The sequence below is a fragment of the Flagellimonas sp. 389 genome, from assembly GCF_018449435.1.
Lineage (GTDB): Bacteria > Bacteroidota > Bacteroidia > Flavobacteriales > Flavobacteriaceae > Flagellimonas.
Genome location: NZ_JAHCMU010000005.1, coordinates 179289 through 200663 on the forward strand (window position 1 = coordinate 179289; position 21375 = coordinate 200663).

Annotated in this window: 20 protein-coding genes; 16 read left to right on the plus strand and 4 right to left on the minus strand. The window is 38.6% G+C overall.

The window, feature by feature from the left end; genetic code table 11:
• Positions 1–42: 42 nt before the first annotated feature.
• Complete coding sequence (locus KIM67_RS06340) at positions 43–921, minus strand: hypothetical protein (protein WP_213830500.1); 879 nt, start codon at positions 919–921, stop codon at positions 43–45.
• A gap of 27 nt (positions 922–948) precedes the next feature.
• A complete protein-coding gene (locus tag KIM67_RS06345) occupies positions 949–1671 on the minus strand; it encodes a DUF547 domain-containing protein (RefSeq protein ID WP_213830501.1) in 723 nt (240 codons plus the stop codon).
• A gap of 235 nt (positions 1672–1906) precedes the next feature.
• On the opposite strand from KIM67_RS06345, the gene KIM67_RS06350 reads away from it, so the two are divergent.
• From KIM67_RS06350 to KIM67_RS06380, 7 genes are all read left to right on the plus strand, one after another.
• Entirely contained in the window at positions 1907–3268 is a 1362-nt protein-coding gene (locus tag KIM67_RS06350) for an NAD(P)/FAD-dependent oxidoreductase (protein WP_213830502.1), read from the plus strand.
• Positions 3269–3330: 62 nt separating this feature from the next.
• A complete protein-coding gene (locus KIM67_RS06355; protein ID WP_213830503.1) occupies positions 3331–4935 on the plus strand; it encodes a 4Fe-4S dicluster domain-containing protein in 1605 nt (534 codons plus the stop codon).
• A gap of 1 nt (position 4936) precedes the next feature.
• Entirely contained in the window at positions 4937–5407 is a 471-nt protein-coding gene (locus tag KIM67_RS06360; RefSeq protein WP_213830504.1) for a toxin-antitoxin system YwqK family antitoxin, read from the plus strand.
• Positions 5407–6096 (plus strand): glycosyltransferase family 2 protein, encoded by a 690-nt coding sequence (locus KIM67_RS06365; RefSeq protein WP_213830505.1) that lies wholly within the window; start codon positions 5407–5409, stop codon positions 6094–6096. Before KIM67_RS06360 ends, KIM67_RS06365 begins: the two co-directional genes overlap by 1 nt.
• Position 6097: 1 nt before the next feature.
• Positions 6098–7582 (plus strand): cellulose synthase family protein, encoded by a 1485-nt coding sequence (locus KIM67_RS06370; RefSeq protein WP_213830506.1) that lies wholly within the window; start codon positions 6098–6100, stop codon positions 7580–7582.
• A 253-nt stretch (positions 7583–7835) separates the two neighbouring features.
• A complete protein-coding gene (locus KIM67_RS06375) occupies positions 7836–8558 on the plus strand; it encodes a YafY family protein (RefSeq protein ID WP_213830507.1) in 723 nt (240 codons plus the stop codon).
• 225 nt (positions 8559–8783) lie between these two features.
• Positions 8784–9242: a GyrI-like domain-containing protein gene (locus tag KIM67_RS06380; protein ID WP_213830508.1), complete on the plus strand. Its 459-nt coding sequence runs from the start codon at positions 8784–8786 to the stop codon at positions 9240–9242.
• Between the two features lie 314 nt (positions 9243–9556).
• On the opposite strand, the gene KIM67_RS06385 is transcribed toward KIM67_RS06380, so the two are convergent.
• Both KIM67_RS06385 and KIM67_RS06390 read right to left on the minus strand, forming a co-directional pair.
• Entirely contained in the window at positions 9557–10702 is a 1146-nt protein-coding gene (locus tag KIM67_RS06385; RefSeq protein WP_213830509.1) for a serine hydrolase, read from the minus strand.
• Between the two features lie 56 nt (positions 10703–10758).
• A complete protein-coding gene (locus tag KIM67_RS06390) occupies positions 10759–11562 on the minus strand; it encodes an AraC family transcriptional regulator (protein ID WP_213830510.1) in 804 nt (267 codons plus the stop codon).
• Between the two features lie 144 nt (positions 11563–11706).
• Between KIM67_RS06390 and KIM67_RS06395 the strand changes: the two genes are divergently transcribed.
• The 9 genes from KIM67_RS06395 (at position 11707) to KIM67_RS06435 (ending at position 21288) form a co-directional block, all read left to right on the plus strand.
• A complete protein-coding gene (locus KIM67_RS06395; RefSeq protein WP_250149178.1) occupies positions 11707–13131 on the plus strand; it encodes a mannosyltransferase in 1425 nt (474 codons plus the stop codon).
• 204 nt (positions 13132–13335) lie between these two features.
• Complete coding sequence (locus KIM67_RS06400) at positions 13336–13950, plus strand: GNAT family N-acetyltransferase (protein WP_163417656.1); 615 nt, start codon at positions 13336–13338, stop codon at positions 13948–13950.
• A gap of 99 nt (positions 13951–14049) precedes the next feature.
• Positions 14050–15240 (plus strand): argininosuccinate synthase, encoded by a 1191-nt coding sequence (gene argG, locus KIM67_RS06405; RefSeq protein ID WP_213830511.1) that lies wholly within the window; start codon positions 14050–14052, stop codon positions 15238–15240.
• Positions 15233–16207 carry an N-acetyl-gamma-glutamyl-phosphate reductase gene (argC, locus tag KIM67_RS06410; protein ID WP_213830512.1) on the plus strand — a complete coding sequence of 325 codons (975 nt, stop codon included), beginning with the start codon at positions 15233–15235 and terminating at the stop codon, positions 16205–16207. The genes argG and argC overlap by 8 nt, the downstream gene beginning before the upstream one ends.
• Before the next feature lie 10 nt (positions 16208–16217).
• Positions 16218–17012 carry a pyrroline-5-carboxylate reductase gene (gene proC / locus KIM67_RS06415; protein ID WP_213830513.1) on the plus strand — a complete coding sequence of 265 codons (795 nt, stop codon included), beginning with the start codon at positions 16218–16220 and terminating at the stop codon, positions 17010–17012.
• A 229-nt stretch (positions 17013–17241) separates the two neighbouring features.
• The gene (locus tag KIM67_RS06420; protein ID WP_213830514.1) at positions 17242–18414 is read left to right on the plus strand and encodes an aspartate aminotransferase family protein; all 1173 of its coding nucleotides are present in this window, start codon (positions 17242–17244) and stop codon (positions 18412–18414) included.
• A gap of 46 nt (positions 18415–18460) precedes the next feature.
• Entirely contained in the window at positions 18461–19426 is a 966-nt protein-coding gene (locus KIM67_RS06425; protein WP_213830515.1) for an acetylornithine carbamoyltransferase, read from the plus strand.
• A 12-nt stretch (positions 19427–19438) separates the two neighbouring features.
• A complete protein-coding gene (gene argB / locus KIM67_RS06430) occupies positions 19439–20218 on the plus strand; it encodes an acetylglutamate kinase (RefSeq protein ID WP_213830516.1) in 780 nt (259 codons plus the stop codon).
• The gene (locus KIM67_RS06435) at positions 20215–21288 is read left to right on the plus strand and encodes a M20 family metallo-hydrolase (protein ID WP_213830517.1); all 1074 of its coding nucleotides are present in this window, start codon (positions 20215–20217) and stop codon (positions 21286–21288) included. Before argB ends, KIM67_RS06435 begins: the two co-directional genes overlap by 4 nt.
• The last annotated feature ends 87 nt before the right edge of the window (positions 21289–21375 follow it).

Below are 21375 nucleotides of genomic sequence, written 5' to 3' on the forward strand. Positions count from 1 at the left end.
TTAAAAATTAAGACTCCTAAAATAACCTTTTAAGGTTTAGGTTTAAAAAATAGCCCTCAAACCTATGTTAAATGTTTCGCCAAGTCCCGTATCATTTCCACGGACAAAATTGGTGTATAGTCCTTCAATGTTCAATGCATCCGTCAACTGATATTTAAGGCCTCCGCCCACTGCGGTGAAATCCTGTGAAAACTCATTGCCGCCCAAATCCAAAAGTTGCGAGTGCTGCGCCAAAACGAGTACAGTAAACTTGGAACTTGGGAAATAACTTAAAAATACCCCTGGTGTTAACCGCAAACTGTTGTTTGCAAAACTTTTAAGCTCATCCCCAAAGTTGAGTTCAGAATTGATTTCAGAAAAAATCTGCCATTTGTCACCCGGGAAAACATGATCGTAAAAAAATCGGTTTTGCCATATGAACCCGTTTTGGTCAAGAAAAACCCCATTCTCGGTTTCATTATCGACCAACGGAATAAAAAATGAGCTCTGAATCGAAAAATTACTGATAGAAACAAAAGGAACAAATTTTACCGATGGAGCTATAGATGTAAAGCCAGAACGTGCAGAACCTTCTTCACCACTAAATTGAAAAACATCTAGAGCTCCACCACCTCCAACAACATTGGACCTGAATTCGAAAATTGCCCCAATATTCCATCTTTTGTTCTCACCGATTCCAGTGTATGCTTCCAGTGTGGATGTAAAAAAGGTATTTCTGGGGATATCGCCACTAAATGTATCTTCGGTTTCTGTATACAGGTTATTGAACCATTTAAGATCCCATTGTCCTTTACCTATAAGTTTTGAAGGCGTATATTCTTGGATATTGCTTCGCCCTTGATCACCGTCATCTTGAGCTGTTACATTAAAAATGGTTAGGCACAGTGCTACTGCAAGTGTTACGTATTGTAAATTTTTCATGATTTTTAGGTATATTATTTTAAAAATTTATTTGGTTTCGTTCAAAGTCCAATCATAAGGGTAATAAGTCACTTTGGCTTTGTCCTCTATTTTTTCTTTTCGATATCGATTTATAAAATCCACTAAACTCTTCCCGCCTTGGGTAAAATCACCTTTGTACCATTCAAATATCTGGGAAACACCTACTTTTTTACCTTTCAATCTTATGAAGTTTGGATTGTTCAAAGACAGTTCCGTTTGCTTTTGTAATTGGGCATCTAAAGTATCGGGTAAATAGGCTTTGTTTATTATTGGTGGACAACCCAAACCAGCACATACCAATACAAAATGAAACCGGGCCTCCTCTGGAAAATTAGCTCGCAATAGTTTATTCTCTATATCGTTCAGCGTTATGTTCTCACCTCCTATGTTATACTTGATTTTATCAAAAAATCCAGCTTTGTCCAATGGTGATTTTAAAGGGTAGTTGTCCACTATTCCTTTTATAACAGCTAAATTGTAGACATTTATCCAAAATGCTTGATAGGTATTGGCATCAGATTTTGAAACAGAAATACTTTCAGCCATTGCAACGAGTTCATTTAAATCGGCAGCATTTGACTTTATAGCTGCATATGCAACTTTGCCATCCTTGACATAGGTATTTAGAAACATATTGGTTTTCTCAAAAAAAGAGTCGGTAGTTTGTGCAAAGCCCAAATGAACCATAGTTATCATAAAGAAGGCTTGCAATGCTATTCGTGATTTCATCTTTTAACTTTTAAATGGTTAGACTGGGGCTTATGTCGAAGGCACTCCCATCAACATACAAAACCAAGGTGTATTTTATGAAATATTTAAGAAATTGTAAATCAACGATTTGAACGTTCGATTTTTCAAAAACAACCTTACGCCCGGTCATTAATTTAAATTCCTTCTAAATTATGTTTGTCCGTTAAGTTCTTATATTTATGAACGACCCATCAAAACAACAACCAATACATCCATGGAAAATATTGTAATCATCGGAAATGGAATTGCCGGCGTTTCGGCTGCAAGACATATTCGAAAACTTTCCGATAAGAGAATCATTATAATTTCTGCTGAAACGGATTATTTCTTTTCTAGAACTGCGCTCATGTACGTATATATGGGGCACATGAAATTTGAGCACATTCAACCTTACGAGAATTGGTTCTGGGAAAAGAACAGGATAGAGTTGGTTAGAGGTTATGTTACCCATGTGCAAACAAAAGAAAAACAATTATTAATCGATGGCTCAAGAGCGATTCAATATGATAAATTGATAATCGCCACAGGATCCAAACCAAATAAGTTTGGTTGGCCAGGCCAAGATTTACATGGTGTACAAGGGCTATACTCCAAACAAGACTTGGATTTATTGGAAGTGAACGCGCCCAACAAAGAAACTTGCAAAAGAGCTGTAATTGTTGGTGGTGGCCTTATTGGAATTGAATTGGCAGAAATGTTACGAAGCCGAGATATCCCGGTTACTTTTTTGGTACGGGAAAACAGTTTTTGGAACGGCGTTCTACCCAAAGGAGAATCACAACTTATCAATGAACATATTGAAGAGCATCATATAGACTTACGACTTGCGACAAACTTAAAAGAAATTGTATCGGACGAGAACGGTAAGGTCAAATCGGTGATTATTGCAGAAACGGGAGAAGAACTCCAATGCGATATGGTCGGTCTTACAGCTGGAGTGACTCCCAATATTGATTTTCTAAAAGATTCAGGCATTGAATTAGGTCGTGGCGTAAAAGTGAACCGATTTTTAGAAACCAACGTAGCGGATGTTTATGCTATTGGGGATTGTGCAGAGCAGCATGAAGCTATCGGTAATAGAAGACCTATCGAAGCAGTTTGGTATACCGGTAGAATGATGGGAGAAACCGTTGCACAGACCATTTGTGGAAACAGGATTGAATACAAACCGGGACATTGGTTCAATTCAGCCAAGTTTCTGGATATTGAATACCAAACCTACGGATGGGTTTTCTCTGAAAGGAATAAAAAAGACCATGAAGAACACTTTCATTGGAGACATGCGACAGAGAAATTATGCGTCACTATAGCTTTTGATAAAGACAGTCATCAATTTCTGGGCATAAATACCTTCGGCATACGAATGCGTCATGAGATTTTTGATAGATGGTTGACCGAGGAAAAAAACATTGATTACGTCATTGAGCATTTACAAGATGTCAATTTTGACCCAGAATTCTATAAGAATTATGAGCATGAAATCGTCTCTAAATTCAATATGGATTTTGGAAAATCCATCAAACCAAAAAAGAAGAGCATTAGACGTATTTTCAACTTAAAACCTCAACACAACTAAACGATAATAACAGATTTGAATTTGAGATTTGAGCTTGAATTTGAAACTTGAACTTAAAAAATATGAGCACTTACGATAGAAGCATGGCCTTAACAGGTCAACCACCAAAGGAAATCAGCAGAAACCAAAAAATAGCTACACTTATCGGTTTGTCGGGTTTGGCAATCATTTTATTGGCAGCTTTCAATGTAAGTTTCCCCAATAAAGCGCTTTGGCTAAGTATATCAATGGCGGCCATTACTACTGGAACCATATGGTTCTCTTGGGAAGCCTATTCAAAAAAACTTCCTGGAATTAAAAATGATGGGGTGTGGTTCAAATCAATCTCAAGCCAGGGATTCTGGGGATGGATAGCGGGAATTGCACTGACCACGTTTTACATTGTGCTTTATTTTTATCCAGAGTACTTGGGTTTGGTTAAGAATGGAGAAAATAAAGGTGTAATTGCTTTATTCGACCCCCTAAGTAGAATGCTCAGCGGAAACCCAGCAAGCCAATGGTTTGTCTATGGAACGCTATATACCGTAGCCATTTTAGCCTTCGGAATCAAGTTCATGTGGAAATATCGCCATAACCGATACGAAAGAATACGTACCATGAGCGTGATGTTCTTTCAAACTGCTTTCGCATTTATCATTCCCGAATTAATGGCACGTTTAAACGGCGACAAAATTCTAAACGGTGGAAGTTTACCGTATTACGATTTAAAAAACGTTTGGCCCTTAAACTATTACAACTTTGAAGGGTATCGCATAAAAAGCTTCTTAAGCTCTGGTGATATCGGGTTTGCCTTATTGATTTTCGGTATACTTTCCGTTTTTGTCATTACACCTATCCTTACCTATAAATATGGCAAACGATGGTATTGCTCATGGGTCTGTGGTTGTGGCGGTCTAGCCGAAACAGCTGGGGATTCTTTTAGACAATTAAGCGATAAAACCGTAAAAGCATGGAACATAGAGCGCTGGGTAGTACATAGTGTTGTTGTGTTTGTAACCTTGATGACAACAGCGGTAATTTATTCTTACTTGGGTACAGATACCAGCAAGTACTGGCTTACCAAAAGTACTTTTCTGATTGGTGTAGCTGTATTATTGACCGTTGTTTTTACACTGGTAATGGTATTTAAGCGCAAAGAACTTCAAAAGGATGCACAGTACGGTGCCATTGGGTATTTTGTTATTATCATGGCACTCATTGGAATGCATTTCTTAAGTGGAGATGGTAACGTCTTCTTATTCAAATCAGAAACACTTCGCAAATCCTATTCATTTTTGATAGGAAGTATTTTTTCTGGTGTAATCGGAACAGGGTTTTATCCAATTTTGGGGAATAGGGTTTGGTGCAGATTTGGTTGCCCCATGGCAGCAATGATGGGTTTTCAACAACGATTGTTCTCTAAATTCCGAATTACAACAAATGGAGGGCAATGTATTTCCTGTGGTAACTGCTCTACCTATTGCGAAATGGGTATCGATGTACGTGCTTATGCACAAAAGGGAGAGAACATTGTTCGATCTAGCTGCGTAGGTTGTGGCATTTGCTCTGCTGTATGCCCAAGAGGCGTACTAAAATTAGAAAACGGACCATTACAAGGTCGTATCGACAGTAACCAAGTTTTACTGGGTAACGACGTTGATTTAATGACACTTGTGAACAAAAATTAAGATGCTACGTTTCAGTTTTCTGTTTCTTCTAATAGTATCGACCAACACGAATAGAAAGTACCATCGTGAATACCATAACAATGGTATCCTAAAGGCTCAAGGTTGGAAAGTCGGCGATTCAAAAGAAGCGTTTTGGAAATACTACTTCTCCAACGGTAAAATCATGGAGCAAGGCCATTATAAAATGAATTCGCGTGAAGGCTACTGGTATTTCCACGACGAAAATGGCAAACTGGAAATGGAAGGTCATTTCAAAAAGGGAAAAAAAGTGAAATGGTGGCTTTTTTATGATGAAAATGAAAAAGTGGACCATAAGTGCCAATTACAAAATGGAGTCAAAAACGGATATTGTCTCAAATACATTGATGAAAAATTAAAATCTGCCGAAAAATATAAAAACGGAAAAAAAATAAAAGAATGGTTTAGCTTTAGCGGCTTCAAAAAAGAAAATAAATTGTCCGATTTAAAGTAATGGCAGATATTAAAGTCATCATTCCCGCCGTAAATGAAGCGGATTCCATAGGGAAAGTAGTGTCCGAACTTCCACAATCCGTTTCAGAAATTATAGTTGTGGACAATGGATCTACCGATAACACCGTTATTAATGCAGAAAAAGCTGGAGCGACCGTAATAACAGAAAACCAACGCGGATATGGCTTTGCCTGTTTAAAGGGAATGGATTACATAGCCGAACAATCCAAATCACCGGATATCATCGTATTTATTGACGGTGACTATTCCGACTATCCCGAAGAGCTGGATAAAGTAGTTGCTCCAATCTTAAACGAAAACATGGATTTAGTAATCGGTGCACGAAAAAGGGAACTACGGGAACCAGGCTCAATGACATTTCCACAAATATTTGGTAATGAACTGGCCACATCCTTAATGCGCCTGTTTTTCGGAGCAAAATTTACTGATTTGGGACCCTTCAGGGCCATCAAGTACGAAAAGCTCAAAGCACTTCAAATGCAAGACAAAACGTACGGCTGGACAGTAGAAATGCAATTGAAGGCCTTACGTAAAAAACTGAGATACACGGAAGTACCTGTACGTTATAAAAAGAGAATAGGTGTCTCAAAAGTTTCAGGAACCATAAAAGGTGCTATATTTGCAGGCATAAAAATTCTGGGTTGGATTTTTAAATACAGTATAAAATAATATGGGACTTACCATCGCTTTTATCATCATCGCTATTTACAGTACGGCCTTAATTTTAATTTTCTTCTATAGCTTGGCTCAGTTAAACCTTTTGGTCAACTACCTAAGCAACAAAAGAAAAAACGAAGAGGCCCCAAAATTCAATCTCTTAGATCCAAAGGAAATTCCGTTCGTAACCATTCAACTTCCCATCTACAACGAAGAATATGTGATGGAACGACTGCTTGAGAACATTTCCAAAATAGAATACCCAAAAAGTAAATTGGAAATTCAGGTTTTGGATGACTCAACGGATGATACTGTTATTGAAACAGCAAGAAGAATTGAGAATCTCCAAAAGACAGGGCTGGATATTACGCACATACGCAGAGAGAACCGACAAGGCTTTAAAGCAGGTGCGCTAAAAGAAGGCCTAGAGATTGCAAAAGGTGATTTTGTTGCTATTTTCGATGCTGATTTTCTTCCTGAAAGCGACTGGTTGAAAAAAACAATACCTTATTTTAAGGATGAAGAAATAGGCGTTGTTCAAACCAGATGGGGTCACATTAATAGAGATTACTCAACACTTACAAGAATACAGGCATTTGCACTTGATGCACATTTTACGCTTGAACAAGTGGGACGTAATTCCAAAGGACACTTTATCAATTTTAACGGTACTGCCGGAATCTGGAGAAAAGATTGCATTTTAGATGCTGGGAACTGGGAAGGAGATACGCTAACGGAAGATTTAGATTTAAGCTATCGTGCCCAGTTAAAAAATTGGAAGTTCAAGTATTTAGAAGATGTTGAAACCCCGGCAGAGCTTCCCGTGGTCATTAGTGCTGCACGATCGCAACAATTCCGTTGGAACAAAGGTGGTGCTGAAAACTTTAGAAAAACGGTTTGGAGTGTAATTACCGCCAAAAACATTCCTTTTAAAACAAAGTTTCACGGCGTAATGCACTTGTTGAACAGCTCTATGTTCCTGTGTGTTTTCATCGTTGCTCTTTTAAGTATTCCCATGCTCTATATCAAAAATAGCTATGGTCACTTAGGGTGGGTTTTTGAGGTAACCAGTTTCTTTATTGTAAGTACCATTATCCTCTTCATTTGTTACTGGTTTACCTATAAAAGCATACAGGGCAGCGGATTTGATAACTTTATAGATTACATCAAACTCTTTTTTACGTTTTTCTCCGTGGCATTGGGCTTTTCTTTACACAATACCGTTGCTGTTTTGGAAGGACATATGGGGAAGCGAAGTGAATTTGTACGAACACCAAAATTTAATATCAATAACCTAACAGATAGCTGGAAAGGTAACAAATACTTGGCCAAGAAGCTATCACCAAACATGATTTTGGAATTTGCGTTGATGATCTATTTCTTATTTGGTATGTACAGTGCGGTGCCGTTAAATGATTATGGACTCTTTCCTTTTCATTTGATGTTGTTCCTAGGTTTTGGTTTCGTCTTCTTTAAATCGTTGACGGCAAAAGCGTAGCAACTTTATTTGATAACGAATCGATAGCACATACACTCTAGGCAAGTCCCAAGAGATATTTAAACTCCAAGAACCAAATTCCAAAGTAAGGATTCTCTGAAAAATTCGTGGCAATTCGTGTAATTTGTGTCCATCCATCCCAATAAAAAGGACATGGCTAGCTTTACCAATGCGATTACATACGTTCTTCTTTGTACCTTTCTAGGCACGTAAAACTTATATAGTTTGATGGTATAACATCGAATTGACCTACATGGAAGAGAAACCACGTTTAGCAAGATTGACAGCCATATTAACACAGTTACAGTCCTCAAGAATTGTAACGGCCAAAACACTTGCGGACAAGCATAACGTTAGCATTAGAACAATCTATAGGGACATACGAACCTTAGAGAAATCTGGAGTGCCTATCGTTACCGAAGAAGGTAAGGGATATAGTATGATGGAAGGCTACCAACTGCCACCGGTAATGTTTACGGAAGATGAAGCCAATGCATTGATCACGGCAGAACAGCTGATCCTTAAAAATAAGGACGCTTCTTTTGTCCAGAATTATTCCGAAGCAATTTTAAAGATAAAGGCGCTGCTAAAGGGTTCGCAAAAAGACAAGGCAAGTCTTCTCAAAGACCGAATCTATTTTACCGATAATTTTTCGCGCCAAACGACCAGTAGTTATCTCATGCAGATTCAATCGGCATTGACAAATTTCCAAGTTTTAAATATTGAGTACCTCTCCTTGGGCAATAAATCCACCAATCGAGATATAGAACCCTTTGCTTTATACAGTACCCAGGAAAAATGGTTGCTCATTGCATATTGTAGGCTTCGCAAGGCGTTTAGGGTATTTCGAATAGACCATATCCAAAAAGTCGCGAATACTTACGAAGTATTTGAATCGCACAATATGAGTTTGGAAGAGTATTATAAGTCGTATGACAGATATAATGGAAATGATTCCGACTACAAGAATCAATAAACTTTAATGGCACTTATCGATTAGGATATGCTCCGTTTCAATGAGGTATATCGTCAGATATTGAGTACAAGTTCAGTACTGATATATGAAGTTCGGGAATTTTGGCTTAAAAAAATACTCCTAAATTGATACATGTGTGTTATGAGCTAAATAATTTCAACTACCCCTGACACACCCTTGTCATAAACTGGTTTTAATTTTGTATAAACCTTAAAAATAATCATCATGACAAACACTAAAAAAGACGCATTGACCATTGTTGGTATAGCGGTAAGAACTTCAAACAAACCTGGAAAGGGAGACAGGGATATTCCGCAATTGTGGGGAAGGTTTATGGCAGAAAACGTGATAAATCGTGTTCCAAACAAAGTGGACAACACCATATATGCCATATACACGGATTACGAAGGAGACCATACCCAGCCCTATACCATAGTCATAGGTTGTAATGTTCACAGTTTGGATAATATTCCAGAAGACTTTACCGTAAAAATGGTTCCTGCATCCAACTACGCACAATTCACTGCTAAAGGAGACCTGACCAAAGATGCCGTTATCAATACCTGGATGGAAATATGGAATACCGACCTAAAAAGAACGTACACTGCCGATATTGAAGTCTATGATGATAGAGCAGTAGACCCAACCAATGGTGTAGCCGAAATCTTAGTGGCCACAACCTAATATTCATCTCATCAGAAAACGAACAGTCATGAAAAACAAAACCCGTAAAAATCATCAGTTCGAGTTTTTCAGTCTGGCAGACCGCACGTCTGTCGGACATAAACTCAGGGGCGGAACAAACCAAAGCCCGGAAGAGTATCGAGCAACTAGATTAAAGCAAAAAAGATGGTTCTCCATACACTTTATCCAAAAATCACCTTGAAAATCAAGGGAAGCGATAATTTATCGATAAAATCATTGGTATCATTGGTGGAGACTAAGCCGAGTCTAAATATCGTTTGAAAGAAAGCAAATTTTGGTAATTGGATAAGGTTTTACTCTTTCTTTTTTCCCAATTCCAGCACATAATCCACGGTTTGTTGTATAGCATCACTATCACCGTCATACGTATAGTTTATTGCAATACTGCAATTGTATTCCGGAATATGTATAAAAACAGTACCCCAGAAGCCCGTATGTAGGTATGCTGTTAAGCCGGTTTTTTCACCAACAACACTGGTAAATCCTAATCGTTGATTTGGAAGTGCTTCTCCATTGGCCGGGTAGCCCTTTTTTAACAACATGACTTCTAGCGTACCTTCTTTTTCGAATAATCTACCATTAAATAAGGCCTGAAGAAAAAGAGTTAAATCTTCCGTGGTCGATACCAAGCCGCCGCCGCCATAAAGATCAACAGAGTTATCCCAATTGGAAGCATCCAGTTCGCCCATATATCGTTTTACATTGTTCAAAAGTCCTTCTGGACGTTCTTCAAGACTTTCCAAATATGTAGCTGACATCCCCAACGCGTCAAACTTTAAGAGCGTTCGCAAACTTTCAGCAAGACCAGAATTGGTTTGTCGTTCCAGAATTTCACCCAAAAGAACGTATCCCGTATCACTATAGTGCTCTTCCTGTCCCGGTGGAGCATGTGGCTTTCCATGATCCATCGCAAACTTGATTTGCTCGGTGCGCGTCCATCGCTTCTTCGAGTCCTTTCTTGCCTCAGCAATATACTCTTCCCCTCCTACCGCATAATCATAAAGTCCACTCGTATGATTCAGGCAATGGCGCACCGTAATACTTGCGGGTGTATAGTCACCGTCCTGCAACAATTTGATGTGGGCATCAGAGATATATTTAGTAATGGGGTCTTCAATTGAAATACGTTGCTGTTCATGCAGGCGCAAGATAGCTGCGGCCACAAACACCTTGGTCACACTTGCAATTCGGAAAGGTTGTTTCGCATGTAAAAGCATTGTTTTTTCCTTGCTGTCAAAACCACTGCTCCCGGTAAAGTCAATTTGGAGTTCGGGAGACTTTACGCTCGAAGAAACTCCAATAATGGTATTGTTTTTCTTCTTACAGGCCTTGTCCAAAATCTTCTGCAAAGCTATGTTGTGATCTTTGACTTGGGCATCACAATCTAAGGGCGCAAAGGTTGACGTAGCCAAAATCAAAACTAGCAAACTGTATTTCATTGATATTTTTTTCACAAAGATTGGTATTTGGGGTAAAGCTACATTGTAAAAATTCGTCAACTATAATGAGGGCGTAGTTCTATGAAACTGGGCATTTGAACCAAGGCTGATGGAGTATTCCCCGTAAACCTTTTCATTTCCTTGATAAAATGGCTCTGATCATAGTATCCATATTGTAAAACATAATGCTGCCAATCTTGGTTCTTTGTTGTTGAAAGTTCGCGCAGGACTTTTTTGAAACGTTGTAAGGTTTGAAAAGCTTTGGGGGGCAATCCAGTTTCTTTTTTGAAATAGCGTTCCAAGGTTGAATAAGAGTAGCCCGTGACATACATAATAGTGCTCAAATCACAATCTGTACTTACCTCTTGCGACATTTCGACAATAAATCCTTCATCTTCCTTTCGGTAACGTTGTGCAAACCAGCTATCCAATCCGCAAACCAATAATCTGGGGTCACACGTTTTCAGATAATCATTCAGTCTTTGCATTCCTATACCGAAAACATCTTCTGTAAACGCTACCGAGTTCTTCATAATGGTATCAGCACCAGCCCGAATAAATGGTTTTAATGATGAAAGTGCCCTAGACTTAAACTTTACTATAATGCAACGTTTCAAAGTTGAAAAATCAATATGTACCCTTTCATATATAAAACTAAATAGAAGGCTTCGGTTCGACCTGAACTTTTTATCTTGATATGAAAGAGAATAATGTCCTTCAAGCACAATGATCATATCTGGGGTAATACCGGGGTAAGCAAACATTTGGGTGTTGTTCAGTGTTAAAACGTCTGAAGCATTTAGAATCCAGTAGTGATCGATATGTCTCTTTACTTCTGGTAGCAACGGCTCATAAACCATAAGGCCAAACTAATCATAAAAACAATAAATCATCCAATTTGTGGTGATTTTTGTATTTCCATTGGTATTGCAAAAGAAGTTTATCAAATCGCACATACTGAATAACTACAACTGTAAACTAAGAAGCAATGTAGAAATACATATATGCTCCTCAAAAGACCTATTTTAGCACCTAGCAAGGGTAATCAAAAGATGTTCAATCCATTTTCAACATATTGGAAGCTTCATTGTGCACCAATACTATTGGTAGTGCTTAGCTTAATCCTATATTACATTTTTGCCTACGACTTGCAACGAGAAAATTTTCCAAAACTTCTTGTACTCTTCAGTAGTCTTTTTTTTTGTTGTTATTTCATCGTTCAATCTAAAAAACTGAATTTTAGAGTACTATTGGTTTTTGGCGTTCTTTTTCGTTTGATTTTTTTAATTGCCGAGCCAAATCTTTCTCAAGATTTTTACCGATTTATATGGGATGGTGAACTCATCAAAAACGGAATAAACCCATATGTTCATTTGCCAAATGAGCTTATTTTAGACACCGCTCTCCCCATTGCCAATGCAGAAGAGCTATATACAGGGATGGGTGAGTTGAGCGCAAAGCATTTTAGCAACTACCCACCAATAAACCAACTCATTTTTACAGTTGCAGTCCTAATGGGAGGCGGAAAAATATTGGGGTCGGTCGTCATAATGCGCTTGACCATTATTCTGGCGGATATCGGAATCCTTTTTTTTAGCAGAAAACTACTTCTAAATCTTGACCGCCCATCAAAATTGGCTTTCTGGTATTTTTTAAATCCGTTGGTCATTGTTGAGCTGACAGGAAATCTCCATTTTGAAGGAGTAATGCTGTTTTTCTTTGTTTGGTCGCTTTATCTAATTAGTGTCAAAAAATGGGATTGGGCAGCACCCATATATGCAATATCGATTCTAGTCAAACTTGTTCCCGTTCTGTTTTTGCCGCTGTTTCTTAAATATTTTGGATTCAAGAAAAGTATCGGATTTTACATTTTGACAAGTGCAACATGCCTTGTTTTACTGCTCCCTTTTTACAACAATACTTTTATCAATAATTATTCGGAAACGGTTGGACTTTGGTTTTCCAATTTTGAGTTTAACGCTGGTATGTATAACCTAGTCAAAAAAATAGGAGTTACGTATTTTGATGCCAAACCTTGGGAATTGATTAAGGTATATGGAAAAATAGTTGCATTTTCCACAATAATCGGAGCACTCCTGTTAACATTCTTTAGAAAAAATCAACAGTTTGATACATTGGTTGTTTCTATGCTGGTATTGCTTTCTGGGTACTACTTTTTATCAAGCACCTTGCACCCCTGGTATATTCTGTACTTGCTGGTCCTTTGTGTTCTTACAAACTACCGGTATCCTATCTTATGGTCATTTGTGGTAATATTGAGCTATTATGCCTATTCCAATCCCGAGTATCAAGAAAATCTTTGGTTGTTGGCCATTGAATATATTTTAGTCTTTGGCTTTTTGATTTATGAAATAGCCGTTAAAAAAGACAAAAAGTTATATTTCTTTAAAAAGTTAAGACCATTTTAGGTCAGTTGGAATTTATTTGTACATTTATCCCGTAATGAAAGGACAAAACCACATACTATCTACACAGAGCTACATTGCTCCAGTACGTCCATTCGCTCCACGCCGTCGCCCGTAAGGGTGCACATAACTTATGGAATTAGGTGAGTCCATTTCCGCAACAACCACACAAATCTTAATTATTTATCAGTTTTAAAAAGCCATGCAATGAAAATTGTAATCGCTAACGAATCTCATTACAAATACGCACAAATCATAAGTGACACCATTACCGAATCTGCAAAAGTTCGAGGTACCGGTATTGCACAACGTACGCCCGAGTACATTATCAAAAGACTACAGAATGGCAATGCGGTAATCGCTTTAGAAGGTGAAAAATTCGCTGGGTTTTGCTATATCGAAGTATGGGGCAACAAGAACTTTGTAGCGAATTCTGGATTAATAGTACATCCTGACTTTAGAAAACAAGGACTCGCAAAGAAAATCAAAAAAGCGGTGTTCGAGCTATCCAAAGAGAAGTTCCCAGATGCTAAAATCTTTGGAATAACCACGGGCTTACCCGTTATGAAAATGAATTATGAATTGGGCTATAAGCCCGTAACCTTTTCAGAATTGACAGATGACCCTGAGTTCTGGAAAGGATGCCAAACGTGTAAAAACTTCGATATCCTTACAAGAACAGAGCGTAAAATGTGCCTTTGCACAGGAATGTTATATGACCCTGATGCAAACAAATACAAATCAAGAAAACTGAACGGAAAAGCTTTTCAACGGTTAAAAGAAATGAAACAGAACCTTTTCCTTAAAAAGAAAAATAAATAATGATTTCCCTGGATGCTGAGCGAAGTCGAAGCATAAAGGGGCGTAGAATTTAAGATGTAGAATAGATTCCTGCCTACGCAGGAATAACAAAATAAACAAATGAAAAAATTAGTTTTAGCTTATAGTGGTGGTCTGGATACTTCATACTGCGCCAAATACCTATCAAAAGAAGAAGGATACGAAGTCCATGCCGTAAGCGTGAATACTGGTGGGTTTTCAGAACAAGAAATTCAGAATATCCAACAAAAAGCCCTAGAATTAGGAGCAACAACCTATACATCGATTGATGCGGTATCCAACTTTTATAATAAAGTAGTAAAGTACCTCATCTTTGGAAATGTACTTCGAAATAATACGTATCCCCTATCCGTAAGTGCAGAACGAATCGTGCAGGCCATAGAGATTGTAAATCATGCCAAAAAAATTGGAGCCACTTCTATTGCCCATGGCAGTACGGGAGCAGGTAATGATCAAGTGAGGTTCGATATGATCTTTCAGATTTTGGCTCCAGAAATTCAAATAATTACACCGATTCGGGATAATAAACTATCAAGGGAAGCTGAGATTGACTATTTACAGAAAAACGGAATCGATTATTCTTGGGAAAAGGCAAAATACTCGATCAACAAAGGATTATGGGGCACTTCCATAGGCGGTGAAGAAACACTGACTTCACACCTACCGTTGCCAGAATCAGCATTCCCGAGTCAATTGGAAAAAGAACTCCCTAAAGAGCTTAAACTAAGTTTTGAACAAGGGGAATTAACGGCAATCGATGGTGAATCAGGCTCACCTATTGAGAATATTGAAAAACTGGAAGATATCGCTTCCAAGTATGCTATCGGAAGAGATATCCATGTAGGCGATACCATTATCGGTATAAAGGGGAGAGTAGGTTTTGAAGCTGCTGCCTCGCTCATTATCATAAAAGCACACCATTTATTGGAAAAACATACTCTTAGTAAATGGCAACAGTACCAAAAGGAACAATTGGGCAATTTTTACGGTATGCTTTTACACGAAGGAAATTATTTGGACGACGTTATGCGGAATATTGAAGCTTTCCTAACGGACACCCAGAAAAAAGTATCGGGCGATGTGTACATCACACTCCATCCTTACCGATTTGAGCTCAATGGAATCTCCTCAAAACACGATTTAATGAATGCTTCTTTTGGCAGTTATGGTGAAATGAACAAAGGTTGGACAGCCGATGATGCCAAAGGGTTTATCAAAATCCTATCAAACTCAGGGAAGATAGCTAACCATGTAAACCAAAAAGATGATTAAAACAGGAATTATTGGTGGGTCTGGGTACACGGGCGGTGAATTGGTACGGCTTTTATTGAATCATCCTCAAGCTGATATCGATTTTGTTTACAGTACAACACGTGCAGGGCAACCTATTACCACTACCCATCAGGATTTATTGGGATTGACGGATTTAAAATTTTCTGGAGAAGTAAAACCGGATGTTGATGTAGTTTTTCTTTGCTTGGGCCATGGAAATTCAACCAAATTTCTTGTAGAAAACAGTTTTGAAGCACATACTAAAATTATTGATTTAAGCAATGATTTTCGATTGCAACAAGATGCTGAATATGACGGGAAAATGTTTATTTATGGTCTTCCTGAGTTGAACAAGGAAAAAATCATAAAAGCAAAGGCAATCGCTAATCCAGGTTGTTTTGCCACTGCAATACAATTGGCATTGTTGCCTTTGGCCAAAGCGGATATGCTACAGAACGATATCCATATAAATGCGGTAACAGGGAGCACAGGGGCAGGTGTTAGCCTATCACCTACTTCGCATTTTAGCTGGAGGAACAACAATGCTTCTTGGTACAAACCTTTTACCCATCAACACTTAGGGGAAATTGGAGAAAGCCTGAATTCCTTTGGAAACAAGGCGGCAAAGTTACATTTTTTGCCTAACCGAGGTAATTTCACAAGGGGTATTCTGGCAACGGCGTATACAAAGTTCAAAGGTTCGTTGAGCGAAGCAAAGGAACTTTTTAAAGCCTATTATACCGATGCCATTTTCACCCAACTATCAGAAGAACCCATTCATCTAAAGCAAGTGGTCAACACCAATCAATGTCATGTTCACTTACACAAGCACGAAGATATTTTATTGGTGACCTCGGCAATAGATAATTTAATCAAAGGAGCCTCTGGACAAGCAATCCAGAACATGAATTTAATGTTCGGTTTTTTTGAAAATACGGGACTACAACTAAAGGCAGGAGTTTTTTAAAAAGAAAATTATGAAAATAGCGATCATAGGAGCGGGAAATTTGGGTTTGGCCATTGCAAAGGGAGTTTTGCACAGCAATGGCGCCACGACCATGTACTTGACCAAAAGGAACACTACAGAAATTATGGATTATGAAAAATACGGCAACGTCACTGTTACCTGGGACAACCGTGAGGCCGTAAAAAAATCCGATATCTTGATTTTTGCAGTACAACCTGGACATTTTTCAGATATTCTTGAGCAAGTAAAAGATTTACTAACAGAAAAACATGTGGTAATCAGTACTATAACAGGTTTCAATATTTCCAAAATAGAGGAGATTATTGGTGCAGATAAGTACATCATCCGTAGTATGCCCAATACCGCTATTTCAGTAGGGAGTTCCATGACATGCCTCTGCAGCAACAAATTGGGAAAAAAACGAACTGATCTCTCCAAAGCCATTTTTAATCGAATGGGACATACATTGGAAATCCCCGAAGAACAGATGCAGGCCGCAACGGTAATTTGTGCAAGCGGTATTGCCTTTTGGATGCGCCTGATTCGAGCAACTACCCAAGGAGCAATTCAGTTGGGTTTTGATGCAAAGGAGGCACAAGAACTGGCAATGCACACCTGTAATGGTGCCGCAAGTCTCTTAATAGAATCTGGAAGCCATCCCGAAGAAGAGATAGATCGGGTTACGACACCGAAAGGCTGTACTATTTCCGGATTGAACGAAATGGAGCACCAAGGACTAAGTTCTTCACTGATACGGGGAATAGTCACTTCTTTTGAAAAAATAAGTCAAATCAGAAAAGGATAAAAAAACACAAATACAAGAATCAAACTCAAATCCATAGCCACAAAGTTGTATTTGACCTTTGAATTTGAATTTGACACTTGACACTTGACACTTGACACTTGACACTTGACACTTGAAACGAACCAATTTTAGAATGAAAACACAAACACAAGAATCAAACCTATGCCTACGAAATTGTATTTGATACTTGAATTTGAATTTGCACTTGATACTTAAACTTGAATTTTAGATGAAACTATTTGATGTATATCCTTTATATGATGTCACCCCAGTATCTGCCAAGGGTATTGAACTAACAGATGATAAGGACAAAAAATATCTCGATTTCTATGGAGGCCATGCCGTGATTTCCATTGGACATTCCCATCCCCACTATGTGAATAGGTTAAAAGAGCAATTGGACAAGATTGGATTCTACAGCAACTCTATCCAAAATCCAATTCAAAAAGAGCTTGCTTCCGTTTTGGGAAAAGCTTCAAAGTGTGAAGCTTACAACCTTTTTATGTGCAATTCGGGAGCAGAAGCCAATGAAAATGCTTTAAAACTGGCATCCTTTCATACCCAAAAATCCAAGGTAATCGCCTTTAACAACAGCTTTCATGGAAGAACCTCGGCCGCAGTTGCCACTACGGACAATCCCAATATAAATGCACCCATAAACAAACAGCAAGAGGTTACTTTTCTTCCTCTAAACGATTTTGAAGCCTTTGAAAAAACAGTGAATTCGGACGAGTACTGCGCTGTTATCCTAGAAGCAATTCAAGGAGTGGGTGGTCTGGATGAACCCACAACTGAATTTTATCAATTCATTGCCGAAAATTGTAAAAAGAAAGGGATTGTCCTCATAGCGGACGAAGTACAATCAGGATTTGGGCGAAGTGGAAAGTTTTTCGCCTTTCAACATCATTTGGACACTGAGCAGAGCCAAATGGACACTGAGCGGAGTCGAAGTGTACAACCCGATATTATTTCTATTGCCAAAGGCATGGGAAACGGTTTTCCCGTCGGTGGTATTCTAGTACATGAATCCTTTAAAGCTTCTTACGGTCTCTTGGGAACCACTTTTGGTGGCAATCACTTGGCCTGTACAGCAACCTTGGCCGTCTTAGAAGTTCTGGAACAAGAAGATTTGCTGGTAAATGCTACCGAGTTGGGTAGCTATTTTAAAGAAAAAGCCAAAGCATTTTCAGAAATAAAAAAAATAAAAGGCAGGGGGTTGATGCTAGGTTTAGAATTTGAGTTTGAAGTGGCGGATTTACGAAAAAGGCTCATTTATAAGCAACACATGTTCACGGGAAGTGCCAAAAACAAAAAACTGCTACGGTTTTTACCCGCTCTGAATATAACCAAAACCCATATCGATTTATTTTTTGAGGGACTACAAAAAGAATTAAAACAATAAGAAAACCTGTCACATCGAGCGCAGTCGAGATGCATAACCACTTGAAATGAAAAACTATTTGACCATCAACGATATCGATTCACTTCCCAGTTGGGTAGACGAAGCGATTGCATTAAAAAAAGACCCCTATCAATTTAAAGAAATGGGGAAGCACAAAACTATCTGTCTTTTATTTTTTAACAATAGTCTGCGCACTCGGCTAAGTACTCAAAAAGCAGCCATGCATATGGGAATGGAAGTGATGGTAATGAATTTTGGAAGTGAGGGTTGGGCCTTGGAATATGAGGATGGAACTGTGATGGACCAAGGAAATTCGGAACACATTAAAGAAGCCGCTAAAGTGGTTTCACAATACTGTGATATTATCGCCATAAGGGCGTTTGCCAAACTTGAGGACAGAGCAAAAGATGAAGCAGAAGAAGTGCTCAATGGTTTTAGCAAGTATGCATCCATTCCAGTTGTAAATATGGAAAGTTCCATTGCGCATCCATTGCAGGCTCTTGCTGATGCCATTACCATAGCGGAAAACAATACCAAACCAAAACCCAAGGTGGTATTATCATGGGCTCCACACCCAAAAGCATTACCACATGCAGTAGCAAACTCGTTTGTTGAAATGATACAAAAACAGGATATCGAATTTACCATTACACACCCAAAAGGTTACGAACTAAATCCGTCAATTACGAAAGGTTGTGATATTGAATATGACCAAAATAAAGCTTTAGAAGGTGCTGATTTTGTCTATGTAAAAAGTTGGAGCAGTTATTCAAACTATGGAAAGGTACTATTGCAAGATAGTAGTTGGATGATGACCAAAGCTAAATTAGGAAACGCTAAATTCATGCATTGCCTTCCAGTGCGCAGAAATGTAGTGGTCGAAGATACCGTATTGGATGCAGGACAGTCTTTGGTCTTGGAGCAAGCGAACAACAGAACCTTTGCAGCACAGATAGTGCTAAAAAAAATACTGGAACACAGTAACGTTTCCTCGCCCAAAGGGAAGGAATAAAGGAGATAGTCTATGAAAACCAAATTATCCATAGTAAAAATAGGAGGTAACATCATTAATGATGACCAAGAGTTATCTAATCTCTTGGAGCTATTCTCAAAAATTAATGGGAACAAAATCTTGGTTCACGGAGGAGGTAAAAAAGCCACGGAGATTGGGAAAAAACTTGGGGTCATAGCTAAAATGGTCAACGGAAGAAGAATAACCAATACCGAAGGTTTGGATATTGCCATCATGGTTTATGCCGGATTATTGAACAAAAAAATTGTAGCCAAACTTCAAGCCCTGAATTGCAATGCTATTGGGATGAGCGGCGCTGATGGAAATGCCATCACTGCAAAGAAAAGACCTGTGGGCGATATTGATTTTGGGCTCGTTGGCGATGTGGAAAAAGCAAATTCCGATACCGTTTCGATGCTTTTAAAGGCTGGCCTTACCCCTACTTTTTGCGCATTGACCCATAATGGTAAAGGACAACTTCTAAACACCAATGCAGATACTATTGCAGCGGAACTGGCGATAGCCATGTCTTCTGAATTTGAAACCACATTATATTATTGTTTTGAGAAAAAAGGAGTACTGCAAAACATTGATGACGAAAATTCCGTAATTCAACATATCGATTCCAAAAAATACAAATCCCTTTTGGCAGAAGGAATCATTGCGGAAGGAATGCTTCCAAAAATGCACAACTGTTTCCACGCATTGCAACAAAATGTAAAACAAGTTTGTATAGGAAACAGTGATATGCTTCAAGAAGAAAATTCAAATTTTACAACGCTGACCTTATGAAAGTACATCAAACGGAACTAACCCAAAAGGCAATCCAACTTCTGAAAGAGCTGATTGCCATTCGCTCATTTTCTGAAGAAGAGGATGAAACAGCAGATGTCATTCAAAAATGGTTGGCCAACTTCGGAATTAAAACGGAGCGACAGTTCAACAACGTGTATGCCTTCAACAAATACTTTGACGAAAACAAACCCACACTGCTTTTAAATTCCCATCACGACACCGTTAAACCCAATAGTGCCTATAACAAGGACCCCTTTGACCCACACATTGAAGATGGAAAACTGTTTGGCTTGGGAAGCAATGATGCAGGAGGTTGCTTGGTCTCGCTTTTAGCCACTTTTACGTATTTTTATAATCATGAAGACCTAAGTCACAATATAATTATTGCAGCTACTGCAGAAGAAGAAAATGCTGGGGAACGAAGCTTAAGGGGCCTATTGCCCATGCTCCCAGAAATAGATGTAGCCGTTGTTGGAGAGCCTACCCTAATGGACCTGGCCATAGCTGAAAAGGGATTGGTAGTTTTTGATGCCGTTGTGAAAGGAACACCATCACATGCGGCGCATCCAAATGATAACAATTCCATTTACAATACTATCGAGGTGCTTGAGTGGTTCAAAAAATATACATTCGATAAAACTTCCGATGCTTTGGGCGAAGTAAAAATGACCGTGACGCAAATCAATGCCGGAAGTCAGCACAATGTGGTACCCGCACAGGTGGATTTGGTAATCGATGTTCGGGTAAATGACTGTTATTCCAACGAGGAAATAGCGGAGATGCTTCAAAATGAAGCGCCTTGTAAAATTACCCCACGTTCGTTACGATTGAATTCTTCAGCAATTGACCCAGACCATGATTTGGTAAAAAGCGGACTTGCACTTGGCAGAAAGACCTATGGCTCACCCACACTTTCAGATCAAGCTGCCTTAAGTTGCCAATCTGTTAAACTGGGCCCTGGTGATAGTACACGTTCACATTCCGCAGATGAGTTTATTTATCTAGATGAAATCGAGAAAGGCATAGCTTTGTACATTAAAATATTGGAAGGATTTTTAAAAAAATAAAACTCAAACACAAGTATCAAACTCAAAAACAAAGATGATTGTATTTTTATTTGAATTTGACGTTTGAACTTGAACTTGAACTTGAAC